The sequence below is a fragment of the Sphaerisporangium sp. NBC_01403 genome (assembly GCF_045040145.1).
Classification (GTDB): domain Bacteria; phylum Actinomycetota; class Actinomycetes; order Streptosporangiales; family Streptosporangiaceae; genus Sphaerisporangium; species Sphaerisporangium viridialbum.
Genome location: NZ_CP109534.1, coordinates 9,835,788 through 9,861,892, shown reverse-complemented (window position 1 = coordinate 9,861,892; position 26,105 = coordinate 9,835,788). Strand labels below are relative to the sequence as shown.

Sequence of the window (26,105 nt, the reverse complement as noted above, 5' to 3'; positions counted from 1 at the left end):
TCCAGTATGAGGTTGACTAAGCGTCTCGCAAGGACAGTGTCGGGGGCATGCCGTACGAGGCACTACGGCTCCCCCGGGCTATGGCAGGAGCATTACACATGAGGCTCAGCGTCTCCCTCGGGCTGTGGCAGGACCGCCCGGCGGGCGAGGCGGTTCGGACCGCTCGGATCGCGGACGAGCTCGGCTACCCCGAGGTATGGGTCGGCGAGATGGCGACGTACGACGCCTTCGCCCTCGCCACGGCGATCGGCGCGAGTGACGGCCGGGCCGCGCTCACGGTGGGGCCGCTGGCGGTGAGCGTGCGGGACCCCATGATGATCGCGATGGGAGCCGCCTCGGTCGCGGAGCTCACCGGCAGGCGGGTCAACGTCGCGCTCGGCACCTCCAGCCCTACGGTCGTGGAGGAGTGGCACGGCCGGTCCAGGAGCGGTTCGGGCACGGCGCTGCGCGAGGCCGTCCAGGCGCTGCGCCCGCTGCTCGACGGGGAGAGGTCCGACTTCTCGGGCGCCCGGGTCTCCAGCAAGGGCTACCGGCTGCGGCTGCCCGCTCCCCGGTCCGAGGTCACCGTCGCCGCCTTCGGTCCTGCCGCGGTCGCCACGGCCGCGCTCGCGGACCGCATGGTGCTCAATCTTCTCACCCCCGCCTCCGCCGCCCGCCTGATCACCGACCTGCGCCTGCTCACGCCCACCACGCGGGCCGCCGCCTGGGTGACGGCCGCGGTGGACCCCGGCCCGGCCGCGATCGAGCAGATCAGGCGGGGCGTGGTGCCCTACCTCGCCGCGCCGGGGTACGGCGAGATGTTCGCCGAGGCCGGCTTCGAGGACGTGGTGCGGTACGCCAGGACCCAGCCGCACCCCCGCGAACTGCTCGCCAAGATCCCGGATGCCCTGCTGGAGTCGGTCGCGCTGATCGGCGACTCGGTGGAGATCATGGACCGGCTGGACGCGTACGCTGAGGCGGGTGTGGACGAGGTCGCGCTCGTGCCCGTCAGCACCGACGCCGACCCCTGCGGCGAGGCGACGCTCAAGGCCCTCGCCGACTAGCCACCGCCGGCACCTGCGACGCCGCCACGCGAAAGGAACTCCCGCCGGAGGGCCAGACGTTGAAGGGACGACGCAGAATGGGCGGTGGGGACCACCCCCGCTCGGCGAAGAGAAAGGCCCGGCCATGTCGCCACTCGCAAAGTATTACGTGGGCGCGGGGATCGCCTCCGTACTCGCCCTTCTCGTGCTGCCGTCCCTGGTCGCATGGATCCTGGTGCTGGCCGTGCTGGCCGGGCCCGTGGTCGTGTACTTCATGCTGGACGAATCGCAGCGTGCCCGGCTCAAGCGGATCCGGCGGCGCCAGATCGGCGGCTGATCGCCGGCACGACGACCGCGTGAGCGGACGGGACGACCGTCCGCCCACGCGGTCGTCCGCGCTCGGCCGCCTGTGCGGTGCGGGTGCCCGTGCTCGCCGTGCGGTCAGGCGGGAGCGACGGCGACCTGCTCCTGCACGCGCTGGGTCACCTTGCGCTCGATCACGAACGACAGGAACGGGATGGTGCCGGCCAGCAGCACTCCCAGGATGTACGGCCAGGACCAGCGTGCCTTGAGCCCCAGGTTGAGCGCGGTCAGGAGATACACGGCGTAGATGAAGCCGTGCACGGGGCCGACGACGGCCACGGGCGTGGCGTTGTCGAAGACGTACTTCACGACCATGGCGCCCACGAGCGCGAGCAGCATGCAGCCGACGATGTAGGCCATCACCCGGAAGGGCTTGAGCGCGGATTCCACGATGATCTTTACCTCGCTTGGAGAGCGGTCACCACACGATATCCGGGCCTGGGGGTGGTCAGCCCTGCGGGGACGGGCTGAGCTCCGGAGCCGCGCCGCCGCCCGCCCGCTCTGTGCGCACCGTGTCTCGCACGAAGTGGAACCACATGAACACGGCGAACGCCGCGAAGATCCACCACTGGGCGGCGTAGGCGAGGTTCCGCCAGGTGAAGCCGCCGCCCTCGGTGGGCGGCGGGACGTCCACCAGGCGGGGGGCCGATGCCGGGGAGACCGGCGCCGTGGCCACCACGAACCCGTCCTGGAGCCGGACGCCCCGCCAGACGTTGATCAGCTCTGCCGTCGAGACGGTGGCCACCTGGCCCGCCGGGAGCGGGGAGGTGCGCCTCCTGGCGAAGTCGGTGGGCTCGGACGGCTGGAGCCGCCCGCTCACGCTCACCGTCCCTGTGGGTACGGCCGTCGCGGGGTCGGCGGGAGAGGCGACCCACCCGCGCACGACGGGCACCAGAGTGCCGTCGGCCAGCTCCAGGGGGGTCAGCAGCCAGTAGCCGGCGTCCTTGCTCGCGCCGCCGCCGGACTCCACGGTCGGCGCGCGCTCCGCCACCAGCAGCTGCCGTGAGGCGTCGAACGTGCCCTGCGCGGTGACCCTGCGGCTGATCGCCGGAGCCGGCACGCGCTTGCCCGCCTCGACGAGCGTGGAGAGCGCGACCGGCGCCGGATCCATCACGGCGTGGGGACGGCCGGACTCCTCGAAGACTCCCAGCTGCCATCGCCCGAGAAAGGTGAACGAGATCAGCACCCCGATCGTCACCAGGTGGAGGCCCACGAGGCGGGGCGAGAACAACGTCCGGAGCATGCCCCCACGCTATCCGCCCGGCCCCGTGGTCCCGCCTCCGGTCCTGCTCAGGCACGGCGGGCACGGCGTCCTGGGGAAAGGTTCCTCGGCCTGAGGCCGAAGTGGCATAAACAGCGTCAAGTCACCTCCGGGGTCGATAAAGTCGTGGCCATGTCAGAACCTCAGATTGACCCTGCGGGAAACACCCAGCAGTTCAAGGCCTTCGCCCAGCGCCAGGAGCCCGAGCCCGTCGCGCCGCAACGGTCCTACCTGGTGCCCGCGATCGCCGTGGTCGCCGCCGTCATCGTCGTCGCCGTGGTCGTCTTCCTGCTCCTCCGTTAGGACCCGGCCGGTCGTAGACGCCCGCGCCGCCGGCCTCGTGCCGTCGGCGCTTTTTCCCGTGCCCAGAAATATCCTGATACGGCCTACTCAAGGTGGGGGATAGACCAGAACGACGCCTACCTCTAAATTGGATCGAAGGTCCAATACGGGGGTGGAGGAGATGGTATGGCAGCCACGGGCCCCGGCATCACGATCATCGGCTCCGGCTTCGCCGGGCTCTGCATGGCGATCAAGCTCAAGGACGCCGGCTACCACGACTTCGTCATCCTCGAGAAGGACTCCGACCTCGGCGGCACCTGGCGGGACAACACCTACCCCGGATGCGCCTGTGACGTCCCCTCCCCGATGTACTCCTTCTCCTTCGAGCTCAACCCCGAGTGGTCCCGGCTGTTCGCCCCGCGGCGGGAGATCTGGGACTACCTGCGCGCCTGCGTGGAGAAGTACGGGCTCGCGCCCCACATCCGCTTCGGGAAGGAAGTCGCCGGGCTCGAATACCTGGACGAGACCAACCGCTGGCGGGTGAGCACCGGCGACGGCGCGACCTTCACCACGAACGCCGTGGTGTCGGGCATCGGGGCCTTACACGTCCCCTCCTTGCCGGAGATCCCCGGGCGCGAGACCTTCGCCGGCCGGTCGTTCCACTCGGCGAACTGGGACCACTCCTGCGACCTGACCGGCAAGCGCGTCGCGGTCGTCGGCACCGGAGCCTCCGCGATCCAGTTCGTCCCCCAGATCGCCCGCCGTGCCGGGCGGCTGCACGTCTTCCAGCGGACCGCCCCGTGGATCCAGCCCAAGCCGGACGTCCCCCTCTCGGAGCGGACCCGCAGGACGCTCAGGACGCTGCCCCTGGCCGGGCGGGCGCTGCGCAACGCGGTCTACTGGCTCCTGGAGACCCGCGCCCTGGGGTTCACCGTCGACCCGCGCCTGATGAAGGTGCACCAGGTCGTCGCGGAGCGCCACTTGGCCGCCCAGGTGCCGGACGCGGAGCTGCGCGCCAGGCTGACGCCTGACTACACCATCGGCTGCAAGCGCATCCTGCTCTCCGACGACTACTACCCCACCTTCGGGCGCGACGACGTCGAGCTGGTGACCGACCGGATCACCGAGATCCGCGAGCACTCGATCGTCGACGCGACCGGCAGGGAGCACCCGGTGGACGTGATCATCTACGGCACCGGCTTCAAGGTCACCGAGGCGCTGACCGAGCAGCGGATCACCGGCAGGAACGGGCTGAAGATCCAGGACGCCTGGCGGAACGGCATCCAGGCCTACCTCGGCACCGCCACGGCGGGGTTCCCCAACCTGTTCTTCCTGCTCGGCCCGAACACCGGGCTCGGGCACAACTCGGTCGTCTTCATGATCGAGGCCCAGGTGCGATACGTCATGTCGTGCCTGCGCCTGCTGTCGTCCACCCGGGCGAGGGCCCTTGACGTCCGGCCCGAGGCCCAGCGGGCGTACAACGACAGGCTCCAGGAACGGCTTGAGCGCCTGGTGTGGTCCGAGGGCGGCTGCGTGAGCTGGTACCTCGACGACCAGGGCAGGAACCGCACCCTGTGGCCCGGCTTCACGTTCGAGTTCTGGGCGCGAACCCGGAACGTGAAGCCGAAGGCCTACGAGCTGATCCGCTAGGGCTTCGCCGACACCACCAGCGCGCTGCCCCCGCCCCTGCGGGACGGCTCGGCCGCCGCCTGGACCTTGCCCCGGCCGAGGAACTCAAGGCCGGTGGCCGCGCCGATCTCCCCGACCGGCGGCCCGGGGGCGATCGTCAGGGTGTGGCCCTTGGCGGTCAGCCCGGCTCCGTAGCGGTCGATGAAGGCCTGCTCGGCCTGCGTCGCGGCGGTGTTGCGCTGGCTGGCCCTCGGCGCGGCGATCGCGTCGGGCAGGGACATGCCGAACTCGTAGCGGTTGACGAGGATCTGCAGCACCGTCGTGATGATCGTGGCCCCGCCCGGCGAACCCACGGCGAGAATGGGCTTGCCGTTCTTCAGCACGATCGTCGGCGCCATGGACGAGCGCGGGCGCTTGCCGGGGGCCGGGAGGTTCGGGTCGCCGGCGGCCGGGCCGAAGGTGAAGTCGGTCAGCTCGTTGTTCAGCAGGAAGCCACGCCCCGGGACGACCATGCCGTTGCCGCCGGTCTGCTCGATCGTGATGTTGTAGGCCGCGACGTCGCCCCAGCGGTCGGCCACGACCAGGTGGGTGGTCTCGGGCCCCTCCGGCTTCTCGGCCGCGCCGGACTCGCCCGTCTTGGCGGTCTCGTCGGCCGCGAGGGGCTTGCCCTCGATCTGGCACCCGCCGTACGAGCCGTCGGGCGAGCCGGGCGTGGCGGGGTTCGGCATCGCGACGTCGCCGATCAGGCAGGCGCGCTCCTTGGCGAACCCGTCCGACAGCAGCCCCTTGAGCGGCACGTCGACGTAGTCCGGGTCGCCCACGAACTTGTTGCGGTCGGCGAAGGCGAGGCGGGATGCCTCAAGGTATTCGTGGAGGCCGACCTTGGGCAGCGCCTCCAGGATGTTGAGCGCCTCGCCGACCGTGGAGCCGCCCGAGGACGGCGGCGCCATGCCGTACACGTCCATGCCGTTGTAGCTGATCTTGCTGGGAGCGCGCTCAAGGGCGCGGTAGGCCCGCAGGTCGGAGAGCTCCATCAGGCCCGGCCGCACCACCCGGGTGGAGCCCGGCCTGACCGGCGGGGACTTGACGGTCGCCACGACCTCCTCGCCGAGCTTGCCCCCGTACAGCCAGTCGCCGCCGCGCCGGCCCAGCTCGCGGTAGGTCGCGGCGAGGTCGGGGTTGCGGAAGACCGAGCCGACGGGCGGCGGCGCGCCGTTCGGCAGGTAGAGGGACGCGGTGGAGGTGAAGTCCGCGAAGCGGGCGGCGTTCTGGGCGGTCTGGTCGTAGAAGGTCTGGTCGACCGTGAAGCCCTTGGTGGCGACGTCGACGGCCGGCTGGAGCGCCTGCTTGAGCGAGAGGGTGCCGAAGCGCCGCAGCGCCAGCTCCCACTGCGCGAGGCCGCCGGGCACGCCCACCGACAGCCCGCTGGTCACGGCGGCGTCGAACGGGATGGCGACGCCGTTCTCCTGGAGAGAGGTCTCCGTCATCGCCTGCGGGGCCTTCTCGCGGCCGTCGATCGTGACGACCTTGCCGCGCCGGGCGTCGTAGTAGACCAGGAAGCCGCCGCCCGACAGCCCCGCCGAGTAAGGCTCGGTGACGCCCAGCGTGGCGGCTCCCGCGACGGCGGCGTCCATGGCGTTGCCGCCCTGCTTCAGGACGCTCAGCGCGGCCTTGCTGGCGTCGAGGTCGACGGTGGCCACGGCTCCGCCGTACCCCTCGGCGACGGGGACCTTGGCCGGCTGCCCGTGCCCCTGGGCGCCGGGGTTGCCCGGTGCCCGGGCGTCCGCGGGCGGTATGACGAAGGCCAGAGTGGCGGCGACCCCTACGAAGGGCACGGCCAGGCGGCGAAAGCTCATGCTGGACCTCATTCCTAGATCGCACCAGCATTGACTCATAGCTTCACAACCGTGGTCAATTATGATCAAAGTGTCCGCATGCGGTCATGCCACCGGGCAGAGGCGTTGACATGAAGTGACCAGAGTGTAACGCAGGGTCCACGCGGCGGCGCGGCGGTACGCCGGGGATCGTAGGCGGCACTGCCACGCTGGGACGATGCGCTGGTCAGCGCGCTGACGTACCGTTTCCGCGTGCGCACGAAACGATCCCACTGGTTCGACTCCACGCTCCCGTTGCTGGTGGGCATGGGTCAGGTCTGGGGTTCGATGGCCGCGCAGAGGGCCCAGGTCGACCCTGCGGACCCCAGCACGCGCGTCCCGCTCGACCCCATCGGGTTCGCGCTGCTCACGGTGGGGCCGCTCGCGCTGGTCGCGCGCCGCGCCCACCCCGTGGCCACGCTGTGGGTGGCGATCGTGGCGACCTGCGTCTACATCTACTCGGCTTTCGCGTACGGACCCGTGTTCATCAGCCCCATCATCGCGATCTTCAACGCGGTCCTGACCGGGCATCGCAGGGCCGCGTGGGCCGCGGGCGGCTCCCTGTTCCTCTTCTTCGCCGCCTACGCCACCTGGCTTCTGCCGAGACCCCAGGGGTGGCTGCACCACGCGAGCGTCGGAGCGATCATCCTGGTCGTGCTCACCGGGGCCGAGATGGCCCGCGCCCGGCGCGAGCAGCGCGTGGAGCGCGAGCGGGTCGAGGAGGAGGAGGCCAGGCGGCAGGCGAGCGAGGAGCGCCTGAACATGGCGCAGGAGCTGCACGACGTGCTCGGGCACAGCATCTCGCTCATACACGTCCAGGCGTCCACGGCCCTCCACCTCATCGACGAGCATCCCGAGCAGGCGCGCACGGCCCTCGCGACCATCAAGCAGGCGAGTAAGGACGTGCTCACCGAGATGCGGGCGGTGCTCGGCGTACTCCGCGACGGCGCCCCCCGCTCGCCCGCGGCGGGCCTCGGCCAGCTCGACGAGCTGATCGAGCGCACCGGGCTGGACGTCACCAGGGAGACCGAGGGGGCTCCCCGGCCGCTGCCGCCCGGGGTCGAGCGGGCCACCTACCGGATCATCCAGGAGTCGCTCACCAACGTCACCAAGCACGCGCCCGGCTCGCGCGCCACGGTGACGATCATGTACGGCCCGGAGGAGCTGTGCGTCCGCGTCGCCGACAGCGGCGCGACGGGGCCGAGCCCGCTGACCGGCGAGGGCGGCGGCAACGGCATCCCCGGGATGCGCGAGCGCGCCACCGCGCTCGGCGGCTCGCTCACCGCGCGCGCCCACCAGGCGGGCTTCCTCGTCGAGGCCCGCCTTCCGATACCGCCCGTCGAGGGCACCGAGTCCCCTGAGGAAACCGAGTGATCAAGATCCTGCTGGCGGACGACCAGGCTCTCGTGCGGGCGGGCTTCCGCGCCCTGCTCGACGCCCAGGACGGCATGACGGTGGTGGCCGAGGCCGCAGACGGCGCCGAGGCCGTCAGGCTGGCCGAGGAGCACCGGCCGGACGTGGTGCTGATGGACATCCGCATGCCGGGGATGGACGGCCTCACCGCGACGCGGAAGATGCCCGGCGACATCAAGGTCATCATCCTCACCACCTTCGAGCTGGACGAGTACGTCTTCGAGGCGCTCAGGGGCGGGGCCAGCGGCTTCCTGGTCAAGGACACCGAGCCCGCCGAGCTGATCCAGGCCGTGCGCGTGGTCGCGGTGGGCGAGGCGCTGCTGTCCCCCAGCGTGACCCGGCGGCTGATCGCCGAGTACGCCTCCCGGGCGAAGGAGCCGCACGTCACGGCGGGGCTCGACCAGCTCACCGACCGCGAGCGCGAGGTCCTCACCCTGGTCGCCGCCGGGATGACCAACGACGAGATCGCCGCGGAGCTGTTCATGGCGCCCGCCACGGCGAAGACCCACGTGAGCCGGGCCATGATGAAGCTCCACGCCCGCGACCGGGCCCAGCTCGTCGTCATCGCCTACGAGTCCGGCCTGGTCAAACCCGGCTGGCTCTGACCCTCCGCACCCGCTTGGCGTGGCGTTTTTGTCCGCATAAGGGCGGAGGCGGCAGGCTGGCGGCATGAGACTCGACGACATCGTGCTCCCCGATTCCTCCGCCGCCCGCGCGGCGCTGGAGGTCGCCACCGCCTACTGCTCCCCCGCCCTGCTGAACCACTCCGTGCGCTCCTACCTGTGGAGCGTCTCCTACGGCGCGCTGAACGGCATCGGGTTCGACGCCGAGCTGTTGTACGTGTCGGCGCTGCTGCACGACATCGGCCTGGTCAGGGAGTTCGACAGCCACACGGTGCCGTTCGAGGAGGCGGGGGGCCACGTCGCGTGGGTCTTCTGCGCGGCGGCCGGCTGGCCGGCCGAGCGGCGTACACGGGCCTCCGAAGTGATCGTGCGGCACATGTGGGATGAAGTAGACGTGTCGCAGGATCCCGAGGGGCACCTGCTGGCGCTGGCCACCAGCCTGGACATCTCCGGGCGGCGGCCGGAGGCCTGGCCCGCCGAGTTCATCGCCGAGGTGCTCCGGCGGCATCCCCGCCTGTCGCTCGGCGACGAGTTCCTCGCGTGCTTCCGCGACCAGGCGGAGCGCAAGCCGGACGGCTCCGCCGCTCAGGCGGTGCGTAGCGGGATCGCCGGCCACATCGCCGCCAACCCGCTCGATCTGGCATGACCCTCCTACGACGCTGGAAGTAGCGCGTACGGGACGCGTGCCCACCGGTGAGGTAGCGCGGGACGCGCCGCGGGGGCGATGGCAGGCGCGCCGGCGAAGAGGAGTGTGGAGGGCATCCGACCAGCTAGGAGGGGCGAATGCCTTACGCACACTGGGGACCCGGGCCATGGTGGCCGGTCATCCCGATCTTCTGGACCCTGTTCTGGGTCACCATGGCGGTGCTCGTCTTCCGTGCCCGCAGGAACGGCTGGGGTCCGTTCGGTGGCGCGGGCCGTACGGTCCCGTGGGCAGGTGGGGGCTTCACGGCGGGCGGCTCGTCGACGGCGTCGGCGGAGAAGATCCTCGCCGAGCGGTACGCGCGCGGCGAACTCGACCACGACGAGTACTTCGAGCGCCTGTCGGTCCTGAAGGGAGGCTCCGGCTGAGGCCGCCGCCCCCGTGGTCCGCGAGAAAACTCCGTCGTGGCAGGTCATGACGGAAAAAGGAGCGGCGGTTAGCGAAGTGTCACTGGCCACCGGCGGCCCTCTCCGTTACGTTCCGCGAGGAGACACTTACGGAGGAGGATCGCGTGGAGCCGAGCGTACGACCGGGTGGAGCCGGAGCGACCCGGGTCCGCCGAGCGTGACGCCCGCCGCGCTCTTCGCCGGGGGGCTCGCCGCCGGGCTGGTGGCGGGCACCGCCTCGTGCACGGCGGTGCAGGGAGGACTCCTCATCGGCCTCACCGGCCGCCGTGACGGCGGGGAGCGCCGGTCGGCCGGCCCGGTGGTGCCGGCGTTCATCGGGGGGCGGCTCGCCTCCCACATGGTGGTGGGGGCGCTGCTCGGCCTGCTGGGCGGCGTCGTGCGCATCCCGCCGGAGGCGCGGGCGGTGCTCCTTGTGGGGGCGGGCACCGCCGTGATCGTCTTCGCCGTCCGGCTCATCAGGAACACCGGCCGGGCCGCGTCCTGCTCCTCCCACCACGCGCCGGCGCCTTCGCCACCGGGAGGGGGCCTCGCGCGCCCGGCGCCCTGGATGAGGGCGGGGCTGCTGGGAGCCGCCACCGTCCTCATCCCCTGCGGGGTCACGCTCAGCACCGAGGTCATCGCCGTCTCCAGCGCATCCTGGTTCGGCGGCGCGGCGGTCATGGCCGGTTTCGTGACGGGCACGGCTCCGGCGTTCGCCCTGCTCGGCGTGCTGGTCCGCCGCATCGCCTCGACGAGGCTGGCGGTCATCGCCGCGGCGGCGGCGCTCGTGGCCGGGTCGGTCACCGTGCTCGCGGGCCTGCGGCTCGGCGGGTGGCTGCCCGATCTCGGCGCTCCCGCGACCGCGACGGCCGGTGCCCAGAGGCGCCCGGACGGCACCCAGGTCGTCACCGTCTGGTCGACGGCCGAGGGCTACCGTCCCGGCGTGGTCTCCATCGAGGCGGGCCGGCCCGCGGAGATCGTCTTCCGCACCCTGGACAACCAGGGATGCACCCGCACGCTGACGATCCAGGGCCGCGACATCACACTCCCCGTGACCGGCGAAGCGACCGTACGGCTCGCGCCGCAGGGCCCCGGGAGGCTCCGCTATGTATGCGGGATGGGGATGTATGCCGGATTTATCAACGTAAGTCAACCGGCGCCCTCTGCTGCGACCACCGAGCCTGGGCACTGACATCCCTGGTGGCGGCCGGGTCAAACGCGTTCCGCCGGACGGCAAGAAGCTGTCGATTATGTTCCATCTCTTTTGATCACGTGCGACTCTGTCCCCCATGACGTGGTGGCATGGTGAACCGGAGGCGGCGGTCGCGTGGCCCGCCGTGCCGATGCCCCGTGCGCCCGAAGCGTCACTCCGGGAACCCAGCGAGGCCGACCTCCTGAGCGCCGCCCAGGCGGGCGACTCGGGGGCCGCGCACCGGCTCGGCCGCCTGTACGCCCAGCGCGGCGACCGGTCGGCGGCACGCCACTGGTGGGAGCGGGCGGCGGGAGCCGGGAACATCGACAGCACCTACAACCTCGGCGTCTGGCACGAGAAACACGGCAGCCTCGACGAGGCCATCTCCTGGTACGAGCTCGCCGCCGGCGCCGGGGACGCCGAGGCGGCCGTCAACCTCGCCACCCTGCTGCTGGAGCAGCGGGGGGACGTCCTCGGCGCGCGCCACTGGTTCGAGAGCGCCGCGGGCGCCGGGTCGCGTCCGGCCACCCGCAGGCTGGCCCTGCTCTGCGAGGACATCGGCGACCCCGTCGCCGCCCGCGACTGGCACCACCGCGCTGCCTCGGCGGGAGACCTCGCCTCCGCGCACGATCTCGCCTTCATGAGCTACGCCACGGGCGACGAGGCGCAGGCGCGCGGCTGGTGGGAGTACGCCGCCAGGGGCGGGCACGCCGACGCCGCGTACTACCTCGGGCGGCTGCTGCACGCCGACCGCGACCCTGAGGGCGCGGAGACGCTCTACCGCCTCGCGGCCAAGGTCGACCACCCGGCCGCCGCCTCGCAGCTCGGCAGGCTCGCACTCGCGCGCCGTGACCTGCGTACCGCCCGCGCCTGGTTCGAGCGCGCCGCCCACTTCGGCAGGGTCGAGGACCAGCGCATGGCGGGATTCGTCTGCGTCGAGCTGGAGGACCCCCGCGCGGCCAGCCACTGGTTCGGGCGCGCGGCGGCCAGCGGCGACCCCGAGTCGGCCTACAACTTCGGCCTGCTCCTGATCGCCGAGCACAACGACCTGCGGGGCGGGCAGCACTGGTTCCGCCAGGCCGCCATGTACGGGCACCAGGGCGCGGCCACGGAGCTGAGCACCCTGCAGTCGGTCATCGGCGCCCGGCCCGCGGAGGCCCCGCGGTGGACGGCCGACCAGGTGGCGCCGGTGTGGGACCGCCCAGTGGAGCCCGAGCTGGTGGCCCGCGCCGAGCTGGCCGTCGCGGCGGCGGGCAGGCGGGGCGGCACCATGCTGCGCATGGCCGACCTGACCGAGATCCTCGGCACCTGGGACCTTCTCACCCGGCGGCTCAGGGAGCCCATCGACGTGGTCGCCTGGCTGACCGAGAAGAGCGGCCTGCACGCGGCGGCCGTCGAGCACCTCAGCTCGGTGCGCATGACCCTGCTGAGGCCGGGCACCGCCCCCTGGCCGACCCCGGCCGAGATCGAGCACGTGCTCGCCACCTCGCGGCAGCTCCGCAAGCGCCTCGGCCTGTCATGAAGGCCGGGGCGCTTTGCGGGTGATGTCGTCGGGGCCTAGCCGAGCAGGTCGGCGACCCGCGCGAACGGCAGGCCGTGGGCCTGGGCGACCTGCTCGTAGGTGAGCTGCCCCGCGTGGGTGTTGAGGCCGAGCGCGAGCGGGGCGTCGCCGCGCAGCGCCTCCTGCCAGCCGAGGTCGGCGAGCTTGACCGCGTACGGCAGCGTCGCGTTGGTCAGCGCGTACGTCGAGGTGTTGGCCACCGACCCCGGCATGTTGGCCACGCAGTAGAAGACCGAGTCGTGCACCTTGTAGGTGGGCTCGGCGTGCGTGGTCGGCCGGGAGTCCTCGAAGCAGCCGCCCTGGTCGATGGCGATGTCGACCAGCACCGACCCCGGCTTCATGCGGGAGACCAGCTCGTTGGACACCAGGGTCGGAGCCTTGGCACCGGGGATGAGGACGGCGCCGATGACCAGGTCGGCCTCCACGACGGCCTGCTCGATGGCGTACCGCGTGGAGACGATGGTCTTGAGACGGCCCTGGTAGATCGCGTCGATCTGGCGGAGCCTGTCGATGTTGACGTCGAGGATCGTGACGTCGGCGCCCATGCCCACCGCGATCTGCGCTGCGTTCAGGCCGGAGACGCCGCCGCCGATGACGACGATCTTCGCGGGGGCGACGCCCGGCACTCCGCCCGGCAGCACGCCCCGGCCGCCGTTGAAGCGCATGAGGTTGTACGCGCCCACCTGCGGCGCCAGCCGTCCGGCCACCTCCGACATCGGGGCCAGCAGGGGCAGGGAGTTGCCCACCTGCACGGTCTCGTACGCGATGGCGGTGACCTTGCGGTCGAGGAGCGCGTCGGTGCACGCGCGGGACGCGGCGAGGTGCAGGTAGGTGAACAGCACCTGCCCCTCGCGCATCCGGTGGTACTCCTCGGCGATGGGCTCCTTGACCTTCAGGACCAGGTCGGCCTCGCCCCACACCTCGTCCGCGGTGTCGACGATCTTCGCCCCGGCGAAGAGGTAGTCCTCGTCGGGGATCTGCGAGCCGAGGCCCGCGCCACGCTGGACATGGACGTCATGGCCGTGGCGGACGAACTCGTGCACGCCCGCCGGAGTGGCGGCGACGCGGTACTCGTGGTTCTTCACCTCGGCGGGCACGCCGATCTTCATCGCGGAATCCTTTCCGAATGGCTCGAGTGATGGTATGCGGACGTGCCCCTACCAGCACAAACGCGGGCACCGGGACCGTAGGGAACCTACAGGCGGTTCCAGGCTTCGGTGAGGACGGAACGGAGGATCGACTCGATCTGGTCGAACTCCTCGGGGCCGCAGATGAGCGGCGGCGCGAGCTGGACGACGGGGTCTCCGCGGTCGTCGGCCCGGCAGTACAGACCCGACTCGTACAGGGCCTGTGAGAGGAAGCCGCGCAGCAGGCGCTCGGACTCCTCGTCGTTGAAGGTCTCCTTGGTCGCCTTGTCCTTGACCAGCTCGATGCCGTAGAAGTAGCCGGCGCCGCGCACGTCGCCGACGATCGGCAGGTCGAGCAGCTTCTCCAGCGTGCCGCGGAAGACGGGCTCGTTCTTCTGGACGTGGCCGAGGAGGTCTTCACGCTCGAACAGGTCGAGGTTGGCCAGCGCGACCGCCGCCGACACCGGGTGCCCGCCGAAGGTGTAGCCGTGGGAGAAGGAGTTGGCGCCCGTGCTGAACGGCTCGAACAGCCGCTCGGAGGCGATCATGGCGCCGATCGGCGAGTAACCGCTGGTCAGGCCCTTGGCGCAGGTGATGATGTCGGGCACGTAGTCGAACTTCTGCCCGCCGAACATCGTGCCGAGGCGGCCGAAGGCGCAGATGACCTCGTCGGAGACCAGGAGCACGTCGTGCTGGTCGCAGATCTCGCGCAGGCGCTGGAAGTATCCGGGCGGCGGCGGGAAGCAGCCTCCGGCGTTCTGCACCGGCTCGACGAAGACGGCCGCGACGCTGTCGGCGCCCTCCATCTCGATCGCCTTGCCGACCTGGTCGGCGGCCCACCGCCCGAACTGCTCGGGAGTCAGGTCGGCGAAGCCGGTGATCTCGTCGGCGCGGTAGTAGTTGGTGTTCGGCACGCGCACCGAGCCCGGCACGAGCGGCTCGAAGGGCTGCTTGAAGGCCGGGATGCCGGTGATCGACAGGGCGCCCTGCGGGGTGCCGTGGTAGGCGATCGCGCGGCTGATGACCTTGTGCTTGCCCGGCTTGCCGGTGAGCTTGAAGAACTGCTTGGCGAGCTTCCAGGCCGACTCGACCGCCTCGCCGCCGCCTGTGGTGAAGAACACACGGTTCAGGTCACCGGGGGTGAGCTCGGCGAGCCGCTGGGCCAGCTCGGCGGCCTTCGGGTGCGCGTAGGACCACAGGGGGAAGAAGGCGAGCTCCTGGGCCTGCTTGGCGGCGGCCTCGGCGAGCTCGGTGCGCCCGTGGCCCGCCTGCACGACGAACAGGCCGGACAGGCCGTCCAGGTAGCGCTTGCCGTGGATGTCGTAGATATGGGCACCGTCGCCCCGCACGATCGTCGGGACCTCGCCGGCGTCGTAGGAGCTGTGCCGGGTGAAGTGCATCCACAGGTTGTCCTGCGCTGCCCTCAGGACGGCGGCCGTGTCGGTTTCAGGTCGCGTCATGGCTATCTTTCCTCAGTGATCTCGACTGTCCTCAGTGTGCATGTTCCACATGGAGGATTACAACTGGTTGCGTGGCGACACTATGCAAGAACTTCGGAATCCGTGATATCGCTATGTAACAACGACGAAATCCGTTTGGGGGTGTCGGGCTTACCGCCCTTCCCCGCAGCCCCCGGAGACGGCGGGGAACGCCTGTGACAGCGCCGTTCTCCGCTGGTGGCACGGTCGGTGCCACGCCTGTGATGCAATGTGTCGAATCAGAACACAGCCGATGCGGGGAACAGATAGTCGTGACACCTGAGCAAATCGAGAGCGCCGTCACCGCCGAGATGCCCCGGGCGGTGGACGAGCTGAGGCGGCTCGTCTCCATCCCGTCGGTCGCCTTCCCCGGTCACCCGGAGGAGCCGGTGTACGCGGCCGCCGCGATGACCGAGGAGCTGTTGCGCAGCGTGGGGCTGCCGCACGTCCGGCAGATCCCCGTCGAGGGCAGCTTCCCCGCGATCTACGGCGAGTCCCCCGCGCCTCCCGGAGCACCCACCGTGCTCCTGTACGCGCACTACGACGTGCAGCCCGCCGGCGACCTCGCGCTGTGGCGCACTCCCCCGTTCGAGCCCACCCTGATCGACGGAGAGCTGTACGGCCGGGGCGCCGCCGACGACAAGTCGGGCGTCATCGCGCACGTCCTCGCGCTGCGGGCCTTCCAGGGCCGCTTCCCCGTGGGCATCAAGGTCGTCATCGAGGGCCAGGAGGAGTACGCCGGCGAGCGCCTCGAAGCGTTCGTCGAGAAGAACCCCGAGCTGTTCCGCGCCGACGCGATCGTCGTCGCCGACACCGGCAACCCCAGCGTGGGCGACGCGGCCGTGACGACGTCCCTGCGCGGCCTCGCCGCGTTCACCGTCGAGGTCAGGTCCCTGAAGGAGTCGCTGCACAGCGGCTCGTTCGGCGGCGCCGGCCCCGACGCCCTGGCGGCGCTGATCCGCATGCTCGCCTCGCTGCACGACGACAACGGCGACATCCGGGTCCCCGGCCTGCCGCGCGGCGTCTTCCTCGGCACCGGCCCCTCCGACGAGGAGTTCCGCGCCACCGCCGGGGTGCTCGACGGCGTGTCCCTGGTCGGTTCCGGCTCGCTGGCCGACCGCCTGTGGGCCTCGTACGCGATCACGGTCACCGGCATCGACGCGCCGACCGTCCACGGCGCGATCAACGCCGTCCAGGCCGTGGCACGGGCCCGCGTCACCGTCCGGGTCCCCCCGGCGGGCGACCCGGGCACGGCCGCCGACGACGTGGTGGACCACCTGCGCCGGGCCGCGCCGTGGGGCGTGCGGGTCTCGGTGACCGACCGGGTGCTCGGCTCCGGCTACCTCGCCGACACCGGTGGCCGCGCGAGGGCCGCGCTGAACCGCGCGATGGAGCGCGCGTTCGGCCGCGCGCCGCGCGACATCGGCGCGGGCGGCTCCATCCCGCTGGTGGCGACCCTGGTCAGGCAGTTCCCCGCCGCCGAGATCCTGCTGTTCGGCGCCGAGGACGACGGCGCGTCGATCCACGCGCCGAACGAGCGGCTCGTCCTCGAAGAGCTCCGGCGCGCGGCCACCGCCGAGGCCCTGTTCCTGGCCGAGTACGGCGCCGTCTGACCGGTTCCCGATCCCGGAGCATGAGTCCGGCCAGAAGCCCCCGTGCCGCCGGCACGGGGGCTCTTTCGGGGGTTACCTGTAGGTGATGTCCGACGAGGAGTAGAAGCAGTTGGTGCCGTCGGCGCCGCTGCCGATCTTCGTCGGCTCGCTGCCCTTGGGCACGCCCTTGTACTTCTCGCAGATCACGATCTTCTTGCCGGAGTCACCGACGATCGTGATGTTGGAGAACCTCGCGGTGTCGCCCCAGTTGGTGTTGATCCCGGCCAGGGTCTTGCCCGGGTAGGTGGCGGTGACGTTGGAGATGACCACGTCCCGCTTGTACGAGTTCGTACAGTTGCCGCAGGCTCGGTAGAGCTTCCCGAAGTCAGAGACCTGGAAGCTCCTGATGAACATCGTGCCCGGGCCGTTGTGCTGGAACACCTTGTCCGTGGCGCTCCTGGCGCCGCCGCCGTCGATGGTCATCGTCTGCGACGACGAGGTTCCCATGAAGGTCGCGGCGTCCTCGCCCACGTCCTCCCACCAGACGTTCTGGAGCGTGCAGGTGCCCAGGCAGTGGACGCCGTCCGCCGCCGGGGCGCCGATGATGACGTTCTTCAGCACCGCGCCGTTCGCCAGCTCGAAGATGGGCAGCTGGCTCTCGCTCTGGCCGCCGTCGCCCATGTTCCCCGTGGCGTAGTAGCGCCTCAGGTTGCCGTCGAGGGTGCCGGAGACGCCGATGGTGCTGCTCACGGCCTGCTGGCCGTTGGCGCTCGGCCACGATCCTGGCGAGCCGGTCGGGGTCGTGGTCGGGGTGCTCGTCGGTGTGGAGGTCGGGTTGGATCCCGTGGGGTTGAGGGTCCACTGCTTGGTGCTGACCGAGTCGCAGGAGTTCTGCTGCACCAGGCCACCGGAGGCGGTGGAGTTGTCCTTGATGTTCAGGCACTTACCACCGTTGGCACTCACCACCCGATAGCTCGACCCCGACGCCGTCAGCACCCAGGCCTGCGAGGAAGCACCCGAGCAACTCTGCAGCTCGACCGCCGCACCCGCCGACGTGCTCGCGCCCCTGACCCCAGCGCACTTACCGCTGTTACCCGCCTTCAGCGTCACCCCACCGCTGACCGAGGTAACCGTCCAGCTCTGGTTCGCCCCGCCGTTGCACCCGTACTGCACCAGCTGCGTACCATCGGCCGTACTCCCGCCCGGAACATCCAGGCACAGACCACTACCCGCGTTGACCAGGGCGAACGAACCCGACGTCGGCGCCGCAGCAGCCGACACCCCGCTCACCACCACCCCCGCCAGCGCCACCCCGGCCGCCACCAGCACAACCAGAGCCCTGCTTCTACTCACGATCACGTTCACGACCACGCTCCTCGGCTCCCGGGACCTCGCGGTCCCGGCCTGTTCATCGGGGTCACCGCGTGCGCGTCAGACGCTGATCTTGCCCGCGCCCGCGCCGCCGCTGACGATCGACTTGACGTTCGACGGGGTGTCGAGCGTGTAGGAGTAGGGGATGGAGGCGACGCTGCCTCCGGCGTCCCCGGCTCCGGAGTTCACGAAGAAGTTGTTGCGCGCGACCAGGTTCCCGGCGGACGAGGAGGCCTCACCGCGGTGGAACGGGTCCGGGGTGTTCTCGAAGTAGTTGCCCTCGACCAGGACGCCGGCGCCTTCCGTGGAGGCGACGCCGTACCCGCCGCCGGAGCCGACGTTGGCGTAGTAGTTGTTGTAGACGTGCACCGGGTTGCCGAAGCGCACCCGCGGGTGCCGCTGGTTGGTGCCGTCGAAGAAGTTGTGGTGGTAGGTCACCCGCAGGTGGCCGTTGTCCTCGGACCCGTTGCCGTCGCTGTGGCCCAGCAGCATGGTCTTGTCGTGGTTGAAGGTGCGGTTCCAGGAGACGGTGACGTAGTCGCTGGCGCGCTTGATGTCGATCGCTCCGTCGTAACCGTTGCTGAGGGTGTTGTGGTCGATCCACACCCGGGTGGAGTACTGGACGTTGATGGCGTCGTCGTCCCAGTCCCTGAAGGTCAGGTTGCGGATGATCACGTTGGACGCCTCGGTCACATTGAGCCCGCAGCCGACGATCGTGGCGCCGGCGTTGCCGAGCACGCTCTTGTTCGACGTCACCTTGAGCATCCCGGAGCAGGAGATCGTCCCGGAGACGCGGATCACCGCGGTGCCGCCGGCGGACAGCGCGCTGGTCAGGGCGGAGGCGGTGGTCACCGTGGTCGGGGTGGCGTTTCCGCCGCCGGTGGTGCCGCCGCCCTGGGTGGCCCAGCCGACCAGGCCGTTCGCGTTACCGGGCGGCGGCGTGGGCGTGATCGTCGGGGTGGGGGTGGGCGTCGTGGTGGGGTTGGATCCCGTGGGGTTGAGGGTCCACTGCTTGGTGCTGACCGAGTCGCAGGAGTTCTGCTGCACCAGGCCACCGGAGGCGGTGGAGTTGTCCTTGATGTTCAGGCACTTACCACCGTTGGCACTCACCACCCGATAACTCGACCCCGACGCCGTCAGCACCCAGGCCTGCGAGGAAGCACCCGAGCAGCTCTGCAGCTCGACCGCCGCACCCGCCGACGTGCTCGCGCCCCTGACCCCAGCGCACTTACCGCTGTTACCCGCCTTCAGCGTCACCCCACCGCTGACCGAGGTAACCGTCCAGCTCTGGTTCGCCCCGCCGTTGCACCCGTACTGCACCAGCTGCGTACCATCGGCCGTACTCCCGCCCGGAACATCCAGGCACAGACCACTACCCGCGTTGACCAGGGCGAACGAACCCGACGTCGGCGCCGCAGCAGCCGACACCCCGCTCACCACCACCCCCGCCAGCGCCACCCCGGCCGCCACCAGCACAACCAGAGCCCTGCTTCTACTCACGATCACGTTCACGACCACACTCCTTTGACTCGCGGTTCATATATGTGGACGCCATACATGTAACCGAACGAGCTAAAGGTAGAACAACGCCAACGGCTGTCAATGGCGCTGGTGACCCGGACGAAACATTCACTCTTTCCTGGTGGGCGCTCGATGGCTTCTACCTGCGCCGTCGGCGATTTCCCATAAGCGGATGCATTTCATGTATGTGAACGCGATGAAACATTCACCCCTCGTCGCCAATGGCGGCCCTGGGGCATTCCGATCGCCCATGGACTCGCGCACTCGGCGGCAGTGATAGGTTCTTGCACTGACCGGTCAGTTCAAAGCGGCGAGGAGTGCGAAGCGATGCCAGGCGAGGGCCAGGAGGCGCGGGCGATCCTCGCGACCGGGCTGTCACTCAAGGGCGGGCACGGCTGGGTCTATCGAGACGTCGACCTCGACATCCCCGGGCGCGGCGTCACCGTCATCGCCGGCGAGTCCGGCAGCGGCCGCACGAGCCTCCTGCTGACGCTCGGCGGGCGCATGCGCCCCACCGGGGGCACGCTGATGGCCGCCGGCCACACCAGGGCTCGCCGCATCCGGCGCGTCACCGCGCTCGGGCTGTTCGACGGCGTCAACGATCTCGACGACGCGCTCTCCGTCCGCGACCACATCCACGAGCGGCTCCGGCCCCACGCCCTCCGCCGCCGTGACGGCCACGCCGCCGAGGGCGCGCTGGCCCGGGCCGGGCTCGACGTGTCCGGCCTGCCCCACGCCGACCGCACTCTGGTACGCCACCTCGGCCGCGATCAGCGGATGCGCCTCGGCATCGCCCTGGCCCTGCTCGACGAGCCCGAGATCCTGCTGGTCGACGACCTCGACGACGGCCTGCGCGAAGATCAACGTGCCGGCCTGGTGTCGACGCTGCGCGCGCTGTCCCGCCAAGGCCTCACCGTGGTCGCCTCCGCCACCGAACCACCCCACGACGCCGACACCGTGATCCCCCTGACCTCCACCCCCGCCGAACCACCCCCGGAGCCGGTCCCGCCGCCCCTCCCGAACGGCACCCCGGCCGAGATCGCGGTGGTGACTCCGGAAGATGCGCCCGAGATGGCGGTGGCGGCTACGGAAGCGGCGGCCGAGGTGGCGGTGGTCGAGACCGACAAGGAGTCGTCGTGAGGAAGCCGCTTCCCTTCCGGCTCGGGGGGCTTGAGCTGCGCCGGTTCACCCGGTCGCGCCTGACGCGGGCCGCGCTGGCCGCCGTCGTGCTGCTGCCGCTCCTCTACGCCGGGCTCTACCTCTGGTCGTTCTGGGATCCCCAGGGAAACCTCGACAGGATCCCCGTCGCCCTGGTCGTCGCCGACCGGCCCGTGACGGTAGGCGGCAAGACCCTCGACGCGGGCGAGGAGCTCGCCACCGAGCTGCGCGACCGCAGGGTCTTCGCCTGGCACCAGGTCGACGCCCGCCAGGCCGACCAGGGTGTGCGGGACGGCACCTACTACCTGTCCCTGACCATCCCCGCTGACTTCAGCGCGAGCCTCGCCTCCCCCGACGGCGGCGGCACGCCCACGGCGGCGCGGCTGGGCGTGCGGGTCGACACCGGCCGCAGCTACATCATGCGCACGATCTCCGACGCGGTGTTCTCCGAGGTCAAGGAGGCGGCCGGCCGCAGTGCGATCCGCGACTACCTCGACCGCGTCTTCCTGTCCTTCGGCGACCTCCACGACGCCACGGCCAAGGCCGCCAAGGGAGCCGGCAAGCTGAGCGACGGCGCGGCGGCCGCCAGCGAGGGCGCCGCCACGCTCGACGACGGGCTCGGCGACGCCCAGAAGGGCACCCACCGCCTCGCCACGGGCGCGGCCACGGCCCAGGGCGGCGCGGCGCGGCTCGCCGGAGGCCTCGCCACGGCCGAGCACGGCGTGGCGACCCTGCGCCAGGGGCTGGCCGAGCTCGACCGAGGCGCCGCGAAGCTCGCCACCGGCAACGCCCAGGCGTACAAGCAGGTGCACGCCTACTCCGGCACGATCAACGGAGCGGCCGACAAGTACGCGCCGATCCTCACGGAGAACGGTCAGAAGATCCGGCAGGCCGCGCTGGCCGTGGCCAGGGGCGCCGACCTCATCGCCGAAGGGCTCGGCGACCTCCCGGCCGAGGTCGGCGGAGACGCGGCCCGGGCCCAGCGTGACCTGCGCGCGGTGGAGGCCTGGCTGGACGACCACCCCGACGCCGACCCCGAGCTGCGCTCGCTGCTCGGCAGGGCCGCCGACTCGGCCCGCTCGCTCTCGGACTCGGCCGGTCGCCTCCAGGACCGCGTCCAGGCGCGTAGCGCGGCCATCGACGACCTCCGGCGGGACGCGCGCGCGGTCGCGGAGGCCGCGCGGGAGCTAGCCGCCGCCGCGCCCAAGCTGGGCGCGAGGCTCGACGCCGCGCGTGACGAGTTCAACCGGCTCGACAGCGGCCTCAAGCAGCTCGCCGACGGCTCGGCGAAGCTCAGCCAGGGCACCGGCAGCGCCGTGCGTGCCACGGGCCGGCTCGGTTCGGGCCTCGCCGGTCTCAGCACCGGCGCCGACCAGCTCAGTGGAGGTCTCGCGGCGCTCGGCCAGGGCGCGGGGCGGCTCGACAGCGGCATCGGCAAGTTGCACGCGGGGGCCGGCAGGCTGGACCACGGCCTGGTGAAGCTTGCCGACGGCTCCGAGAACCTGGCAAGCGGACTCAGCGACGGAGCCGGACGGATCCCCGACTACACGACCTCCGAGCGCGACAGCCGCACCGGCATGATGAGCGATCCCGTCAGGCTGGACAGCGAGGTCGACAACAGCGTGCCGAACTACGGCACGGGCTTCGCCCCGTTCTTCGTCCCGCTGGCGCTGTGGGTCGGTGCCATGGTGACGTACATGGTCCTGCGCCCGCTGAACCCTCGCCTGCTCGCGGGTTCGGCCCCGGCCTGGCGCATCGCGATGGCAGGCTGGCTGCCGGGTGTCACCATGGGCGTCCTGCAGGTGGCCGTGCTGCTGGGCGTCCTCCGGTTCGGCCTCGGGCTCGACGCGGCGAACTGGGCGGGCATGATCGGCCTGCTGGCGCTCACGGTCACGGCCTTCCTCGCGATCGTCCAGGCCGTCAACGCGCTCGTGGGGCCGCCCGGGCGGGTGCTCGTGCTCGCGCTGCTCATGCTTCAGCTCACCTCGGCGGCGGGCACCTATCCGATCGAGACCTCACCCGGGTTCTTCCAGGCGATCTCACCCTGGCTGCCGATGAGCTGGGTCGTGCGGGCGCTCCGCCGGTTGATCAGCGGCGGCGACGCGGCCGTGGTGTGGCAGGCTTGCGGCGTGCTCACCGCCTTCACCGCCCTCGGCCTGACCCTCACGGTGCTCGCCGTCCACCGTGGCAGAACCTGGTCCCTACGCCGCCTCCACCCAGAACTCTCCCTATGACTGCCGTCGACGTGACCAAGCTCGCCAGAACCAAGTGGGAGCTGTCGACGTGCTCAAACCAGAGCCATCGTCGTTGTGAGCGAGCCGAAGCCGTTGATATGAGCACGTCGGAGCCGTTGATATGAGCACGTCGGAGCCGTTGATATGAGCAAGATGGAGACCCGGCTCAAGCTCTACATGGCAGCGGTGGAGCTCATCGCCGAGCAGGGCTACACCGCCACCACGGTCGACGCGATCGCCGACCGCGCCGGGGTGGCCAAGGGCACGGTCTTCTACAACTTCGGCAGCAAGGACGGCCTGTTCGTCGCCCTCCTGGACCACGGCATCCAGCGCCTCGCCGACACCCTCAACGAAGCCCTCACCACCGAGCCTCCGCCCCCGAGCGAGGCGGCCGGTGACACAGGGCGGAACCTGTCCTCCTCCGGCCGAGCCCTCACCCTCAACCCGCCGTCCGCGCCGCTTCAGCGGCTTGACGCGGTGGTGATGGCGCAGCTTCGCTTCTTCGAGGAGTACGGGGCCTTCGCCCGCGTGCTGCTGGCGGAGATGTGGCGCACCACCTGGGAGGACGCGGTGGCACGGCTCCGCAGGCAGGCGCTCGGGGTGTACGCCGACGTGTTGCGGGAGGCGGTCGACGCGGGGCAGCTGCGCGCGGATCTCGACGTGGAGACGGCGGCGACGGCGGTGTTCGGCATGGTCCTCACGGTCTCGATCGAGCGCCGGGCACTCCACCCCGAGCGCCCCCTCACCGAGGTCCACGCCACCCTCGCCGACCTCATCCACGGCCGCATCGCCGGCACGAACACCCCCAGGTAGTACCGAGCCCCAGGTAGTACCGAGACGCCGCCCGGCCCAACGCCGCATACCTTCGGCGCTGGTGGTGAACGACGGACCCTCGCCACGGAGTCCCCACGGCCGGAACGCTCCCCATACGGCGGAACGCTCCCCACGGCCGGAACGCTCCCCATACGGCGGAACGCTTCTCACGGCGGGAACGCTCCCCATACGGCGGAACGCTCCCCATACGGCGGAACGCTCCCCATACGGCGGAACGCTTCTCACGGTGGGAACGCTCCTCGCGGTCGGGTTCGCTGGGACGGAGGGGCGTCGGTCGTGCGGTCACCGGTCCGCCGTGGGGCGGTGTTGGGTGGGAAGCAGGCGGGTGCCCCGATCAAGCGAGTGCCGGGAGGGAACGACACAACCGCACCCACGCCCAGTCAACGAAGAGCCCCGGCTGAGGATCAGCCGTGGCCGGCGGTCAACGAAGGGCCCGCGGAGAGCACGTGCTGGAGTTCGGCCGGACCGGCGTTGGCACCGCTGCAGACCACCCCGACCTTGCATCCCGCGAACTCGTCCTTCCGGCTGATCAGAGCGGCCAGGGCGGCGGCGCCCGCCAACTCGCTGAGGGTGTGCGCCTCCGAGAGCAGCAGCCACTGGGCGAGGCGGAGATCGTCGTCGCTGACCAGCGCGAAATCGTCCAGCTCCCGCATGATCGCCTGGGGCAGCGCGAAGGCCGAACCGGTGGCGAGCCCGTCCGCCACCGTCCCGACCGGCCGCCTGACCGGCTCGCCCGCCCGCCACGAGTCGTGCGCGGCCGGGGCCAGCGACGACTGTACGGCGATCACCCGGCACCGGGGTGCGATCGCCCTTGCGACCAGGCAGGCGCCCGCCGCGCCCGTACCCGATCCCACCGGGACGAAGATCACGTCGAGGTCCGGCCGCCGGGTCAGCATCTCCAGGTACAGCGTGCCGACCCCGGCGATCAGGCCGGGCTCTTCGGCTGGGCTGATCAGGCGGTTCCCCCGGCCGGCGGCGAGCGTGACCGCGTACTCGCCCGCCTCGACCATGGTGGCTCCCTTGATCTCCACGGTCGCGCCGAGTGCCTCCACCGCCGCGACCTTGGCCGGATTCGGGTTCTCGGGCATCACGATCGTGCAGGGCGCGCCGAAGATGCGGGCCGCGTACGCGATCGACTGGGCGTGGTTGCCGGTGGAGTACGTCAGCACGCCCGCCACCCGCTGCTCCTTCGGCATGCGGGCGAGCAGGTTGATCCCTCCGCGCACCTTGAACGCGCCGGTGGGCTGTGCGTTCTCATGCTTGACAAGCGTTTCGACGCCCAGCCGCTCGTCCAGCACCGGATACGACCACATGGGCGTCTCCGGCAGGTGAGGACCGATCAGCCGCGCGGCGTCGAGGACGTCGGTGATGGATGGCGATGTCGTATGCACGGGTACCACGCTCGGGCACCGCCATCCATAGGTCCAATGCCAACACACGCCATGTTCCATAGATATGGTTGATGGATGCTCGATGTCCTGCGGCTGCGCGTCCTCGATGCCGTGGCCAGGCACGGCTCGGTGACGGCGGCGGCCAGGGAGCTGCACTACTCCCAGCCCTCGGTGAGCCACCATCTGGCCCGGCTGGAAGCTGAGACGGGGGCGAAGCTCGTCCAGCGGGCGGGGCGCGGCATCCGGCTGACCGACGCGGGCAGGCTCCTCGCCGACCGGGCCGCCGAGATCATCGGGCGGCTCGACTCCGCCTCCGCCGAGCTGGCCGCGCACGTCGGGCTGCGCACCGGCAGGGTCCGTCTCGCCGCGTTCCCCTCGGCGCTCGGCACCTTCGTGCCGGCGGCGGCCGTACGGCTCGCGAACGAGCACCCTGGGCTGGACCTGCGGCTCATCGAGGCGGAGCCGCCCGAGGCGCTCGGCATGCTCCGCGCGGGCCAGGTGGACGTCGCGGTGACCTTCCACTACGCCGGGAGCCCGCACGACGACGGGCTTCGCTACGCCGGAGCGACACCCGAGGACAAGCCTGAGGACAAGGGGGTCCGCCTGACCGCCCTGTTCGAGGATCCGAGCTTCCTGGTCACCTCGTCGGCGACGCCCACGGCGGGCACGCTCGCGTCACACGCCGGATCCAAGTGGATCGCGGGATGCGACCGGTGCCGCATCCACCTCCTGGAGCTGTGCGCGCGGGTGGGGTTCGAGCCCGCGATCGCGTTCACGACCGACGACTACGTGGCCGTGCAGGCGATGGTCGCGGCCGGGCTGGGGGTGACCGTGCTCCCCCGGCTCGCGCTGTCCGCGCATCGCCACGCCGGCGTAGAGGTCAGCGAGCTCGCGGGCTCCACCAGGCACGTCTTCGCCGCCACCTACGGAGAGCCCCCCGATCCGCCCGCGACCTCCGCCCTGGTCCGCGCCCTCGCCGAGACCGCCAAACCCACGACACCGGGGCGCCCCCGCTTCACATGACCGGGCCACTCACGATTCCGCGCGGCGTGTCGTGAAATCTGGGTCACCTTCGGCTCCGAAACAGGCC

General features: G+C 71.1%; 23 protein-coding genes. 15 read left to right on the top strand and 8 right to left on the bottom strand.

Annotated elements, in window-relative coordinates; genetic code table 11:
• Positions 1–98: 98 nt before the first annotated feature.
• On the top strand, positions 99–1,043 hold the full coding sequence (locus OG589_RS44540; protein WP_405144982.1) for an LLM class F420-dependent oxidoreductase: 945 nt from the start codon (positions 99–101) through the stop codon (positions 1,041–1,043).
• A gap of 124 nt (positions 1,044–1,167) precedes the next feature.
• The gene (locus OG589_RS44535; protein ID WP_405144981.1) at positions 1,168–1,359 is read left to right on the top strand and encodes a hypothetical protein; all 192 of its coding nucleotides are present in this window, start codon (positions 1,168–1,170) and stop codon (positions 1,357–1,359) included.
• Positions 1,360–1,463: 104 nt separating this feature from the next.
• On the opposite strand, the gene OG589_RS44530 is transcribed toward OG589_RS44535, so the two are convergent.
• The gene (locus OG589_RS44530; RefSeq protein WP_405144980.1) at positions 1,464–1,775 is read right to left on the bottom strand and encodes a DUF3817 domain-containing protein; all 312 of its coding nucleotides are present in this window, start codon (positions 1,773–1,775) and stop codon (positions 1,464–1,466) included.
• Between the two features lie 58 nt (positions 1,776–1,833).
• On the bottom strand, positions 1,834–2,628 hold the full coding sequence (locus OG589_RS44525; protein ID WP_405144979.1) for an SURF1 family protein: 795 nt from the start codon (positions 2,626–2,628) through the stop codon (positions 1,834–1,836).
• 150 nt (positions 2,629–2,778) lie between these two features.
• Between OG589_RS44525 and OG589_RS44520 the strand changes: the two genes are divergently transcribed.
• Positions 2,779–2,949, top strand: a complete 171-nt coding sequence (locus tag OG589_RS44520; RefSeq protein ID WP_363915995.1) for a hypothetical protein — start codon at positions 2,779–2,781, stop codon at positions 2,947–2,949.
• A 165-nt stretch (positions 2,950–3,114) separates the two neighbouring features.
• Positions 3,115–4,578 carry a flavin-containing monooxygenase gene (locus OG589_RS44515; RefSeq protein ID WP_405144978.1) on the top strand — a complete coding sequence of 488 codons (1,464 nt, stop codon included), beginning with the start codon at positions 3,115–3,117 and terminating at the stop codon, positions 4,576–4,578.
• Here OG589_RS44515 and ggt read toward each other — a convergent pair.
• Positions 4,575–6,413 carry a gamma-glutamyltransferase gene (ggt, locus tag OG589_RS44510; protein WP_405144977.1) on the bottom strand — a complete coding sequence of 613 codons (1,839 nt, stop codon included), beginning with the start codon at positions 6,411–6,413 and terminating at the stop codon, positions 4,575–4,577. The two genes, OG589_RS44515 and ggt, sit on opposite strands and share 4 nt — an antisense overlap.
• Before the next feature lie 231 nt (positions 6,414–6,644).
• On the opposite strand from ggt, the gene OG589_RS44505 reads away from it, so the two are divergent.
• From OG589_RS44505 to OG589_RS44480, 6 genes are all read left to right on the top strand, one after another.
• A complete protein-coding gene (locus OG589_RS44505) occupies positions 6,645–7,805 on the top strand; it encodes a sensor histidine kinase (protein ID WP_405144976.1) in 1,161 nt (386 codons plus the stop codon).
• The gene (locus OG589_RS44500) at positions 7,802–8,449 is read left to right on the top strand and encodes a response regulator (RefSeq protein WP_405144975.1); all 648 of its coding nucleotides are present in this window, start codon (positions 7,802–7,804) and stop codon (positions 8,447–8,449) included. The genes OG589_RS44505 and OG589_RS44500 overlap by 4 nt, the downstream gene beginning before the upstream one ends.
• Positions 8,450–8,513: 64 nt before the next feature.
• Positions 8,514–9,113: an HD domain-containing protein gene (locus OG589_RS44495; protein ID WP_405144974.1), complete on the top strand. Its 600-nt coding sequence runs from the start codon at positions 8,514–8,516 to the stop codon at positions 9,111–9,113.
• A gap of 137 nt (positions 9,114–9,250) precedes the next feature.
• Positions 9,251–9,538, top strand: a complete 288-nt coding sequence (locus tag OG589_RS44490) for an SHOCT domain-containing protein (protein ID WP_405144973.1) — start codon at positions 9,251–9,253, stop codon at positions 9,536–9,538.
• A gap of 196 nt (positions 9,539–9,734) precedes the next feature.
• A complete protein-coding gene (locus OG589_RS44485) occupies positions 9,735–10,748 on the top strand; it encodes a sulfite exporter TauE/SafE family protein (RefSeq protein WP_405144972.1) in 1,014 nt (337 codons plus the stop codon).
• Between the two features lie 97 nt (positions 10,749–10,845).
• Positions 10,846–12,270: a tetratricopeptide repeat protein gene (locus OG589_RS44480; protein ID WP_405144971.1), complete on the top strand. Its 1,425-nt coding sequence runs from the start codon at positions 10,846–10,848 to the stop codon at positions 12,268–12,270.
• Between the two features lie 35 nt (positions 12,271–12,305).
• Here the strand turns inward: OG589_RS44480 and ald are convergent, their stop codons facing one another.
• Positions 12,306–13,418 carry an alanine dehydrogenase gene (gene ald / locus OG589_RS44475; RefSeq protein WP_405144970.1) on the bottom strand — a complete coding sequence of 371 codons (1,113 nt, stop codon included), beginning with the start codon at positions 13,416–13,418 and terminating at the stop codon, positions 12,306–12,308.
• 86 nt (positions 13,419–13,504) lie between these two features.
• Positions 13,505–14,896 carry an aspartate aminotransferase family protein gene (locus OG589_RS44470; RefSeq protein ID WP_405144969.1) on the bottom strand — a complete coding sequence of 464 codons (1,392 nt, stop codon included), beginning with the start codon at positions 14,894–14,896 and terminating at the stop codon, positions 13,505–13,507.
• Positions 14,897–15,186: 290 nt separating this feature from the next.
• Between OG589_RS44470 and OG589_RS44465 the strand changes: the two genes are divergently transcribed.
• Positions 15,187–16,527: a dipeptidase gene (locus OG589_RS44465; RefSeq protein ID WP_405144968.1), complete on the top strand. Its 1,341-nt coding sequence runs from the start codon at positions 15,187–15,189 to the stop codon at positions 16,525–16,527.
• A 72-nt stretch (positions 16,528–16,599) separates the two neighbouring features.
• Here the strand turns inward: OG589_RS44465 and OG589_RS44460 are convergent, their stop codons facing one another.
• Both OG589_RS44460 and OG589_RS44455 read right to left on the bottom strand, forming a co-directional pair.
• Positions 16,600–17,871 (bottom strand): pectate lyase, encoded by a 1,272-nt coding sequence (locus OG589_RS44460; RefSeq protein ID WP_405144967.1) that lies wholly within the window; start codon positions 17,869–17,871, stop codon positions 16,600–16,602.
• Positions 17,872–17,937: 66 nt separating this feature from the next.
• The gene (locus OG589_RS44455; protein ID WP_405144966.1) at positions 17,938–19,389 is read right to left on the bottom strand and encodes an RICIN domain-containing protein; all 1,452 of its coding nucleotides are present in this window, start codon (positions 19,387–19,389) and stop codon (positions 17,938–17,940) included.
• 336 nt (positions 19,390–19,725) lie between these two features.
• On the opposite strand from OG589_RS44455, the gene OG589_RS44450 reads away from it, so the two are divergent.
• The 3 genes from OG589_RS44450 (at position 19,726) to OG589_RS44440 (ending at position 23,603) form a co-directional block, all read left to right on the top strand.
• Positions 19,726–20,538, top strand: coding sequence for an ATP-binding cassette domain-containing protein (locus OG589_RS44450; RefSeq protein WP_405144965.1), 813 nt, complete (start codon positions 19,726–19,728; stop codon positions 20,536–20,538).
• On the top strand, positions 20,535–22,790 hold the full coding sequence (locus OG589_RS44445; RefSeq protein ID WP_405144964.1) for a YhgE/Pip family protein: 2,256 nt from the start codon (positions 20,535–20,537) through the stop codon (positions 22,788–22,790). The genes OG589_RS44450 and OG589_RS44445 overlap by 4 nt, the downstream gene beginning before the upstream one ends.
• A 144-nt stretch (positions 22,791–22,934) precedes the next feature.
• Positions 22,935–23,603, top strand: a complete 669-nt coding sequence (locus OG589_RS44440) for a TetR/AcrR family transcriptional regulator (RefSeq protein ID WP_405144963.1) — start codon at positions 22,935–22,937, stop codon at positions 23,601–23,603.
• 425 nt (positions 23,604–24,028) lie between these two features.
• Here OG589_RS44440 and OG589_RS44435 read toward each other — a convergent pair whose 3' ends face one another.
• Positions 24,029–25,015: a threonine/serine dehydratase gene (locus tag OG589_RS44435; protein ID WP_405144962.1), complete on the bottom strand. Its 987-nt coding sequence runs from the start codon at positions 25,013–25,015 to the stop codon at positions 24,029–24,031.
• A gap of 75 nt (positions 25,016–25,090) precedes the next feature.
• Between OG589_RS44435 and OG589_RS44430 the strand changes: the two genes are divergently transcribed.
• Complete coding sequence (locus tag OG589_RS44430) at positions 25,091–26,038, top strand: LysR family transcriptional regulator (protein WP_405144961.1); 948 nt, start codon at positions 25,091–25,093, stop codon at positions 26,036–26,038.
• The last annotated feature ends 67 nt before the right edge of the window (positions 26,039–26,105 follow it).

Bases quoted from the DNA above. Each gene is read 5' to 3' on its own strand.
- OG589_RS44540 (WP_405144982.1), top strand. From the start codon at position 99: ATGAGGCTCAGCGTCTCCCTCGGGCTGTGGCAGGACCGCCCGGCGGGC.
- OG589_RS44535 (WP_405144981.1), top strand. From the start codon at position 1,168: ATGTCGCCACTCGCAAAGTATTACGTGGGCGCGGGGATCGCCTCCGTA.
- OG589_RS44525 (WP_405144979.1), bottom strand. From the start codon at position 2,628: ATGCTCCGGACGTTGTTCTCGCCCCGCCTCGTGGGCCTCCACCTGGTG.
- OG589_RS44520 (WP_363915995.1), top strand. From the start codon at position 2,779: ATGTCAGAACCTCAGATTGACCCTGCGGGAAACACCCAGCAGTTCAAG.
- OG589_RS44515 (WP_405144978.1), top strand. From the start codon at position 3,115: ATGGCAGCCACGGGCCCCGGCATCACGATCATCGGCTCCGGCTTCGCC.
- ggt (WP_405144977.1), bottom strand. From the start codon at position 6,413: ATGAGCTTTCGCCGCCTGGCCGTGCCCTTCGTAGGGGTCGCCGCCACT.
- OG589_RS44495 (WP_405144974.1), top strand. From the start codon at position 8,514: ATGAGACTCGACGACATCGTGCTCCCCGATTCCTCCGCCGCCCGCGCG.
- OG589_RS44490 (WP_405144973.1), top strand. From the start codon at position 9,251: ATGCCTTACGCACACTGGGGACCCGGGCCATGGTGGCCGGTCATCCCG.
- OG589_RS44480 (WP_405144971.1), top strand. From the start codon at position 10,846: ATGACGTGGTGGCATGGTGAACCGGAGGCGGCGGTCGCGTGGCCCGCC.
- ald (WP_405144970.1), bottom strand. From the start codon at position 13,418: ATGAAGATCGGCGTGCCCGCCGAGGTGAAGAACCACGAGTACCGCGTC.
- OG589_RS44470 (WP_405144969.1), bottom strand. From the start codon at position 14,896: ATGACGCGACCTGAAACCGACACGGCCGCCGTCCTGAGGGCAGCGCAG.
- OG589_RS44450 (WP_405144965.1), top strand. From the start codon at position 19,726: ATGCCAGGCGAGGGCCAGGAGGCGCGGGCGATCCTCGCGACCGGGCTG.
- OG589_RS44440 (WP_405144963.1), top strand. From the start codon at position 22,935: ATGAGCAAGATGGAGACCCGGCTCAAGCTCTACATGGCAGCGGTGGAG.
- OG589_RS44430 (WP_405144961.1), top strand. From the start codon at position 25,091: ATGCTCGATGTCCTGCGGCTGCGCGTCCTCGATGCCGTGGCCAGGCAC.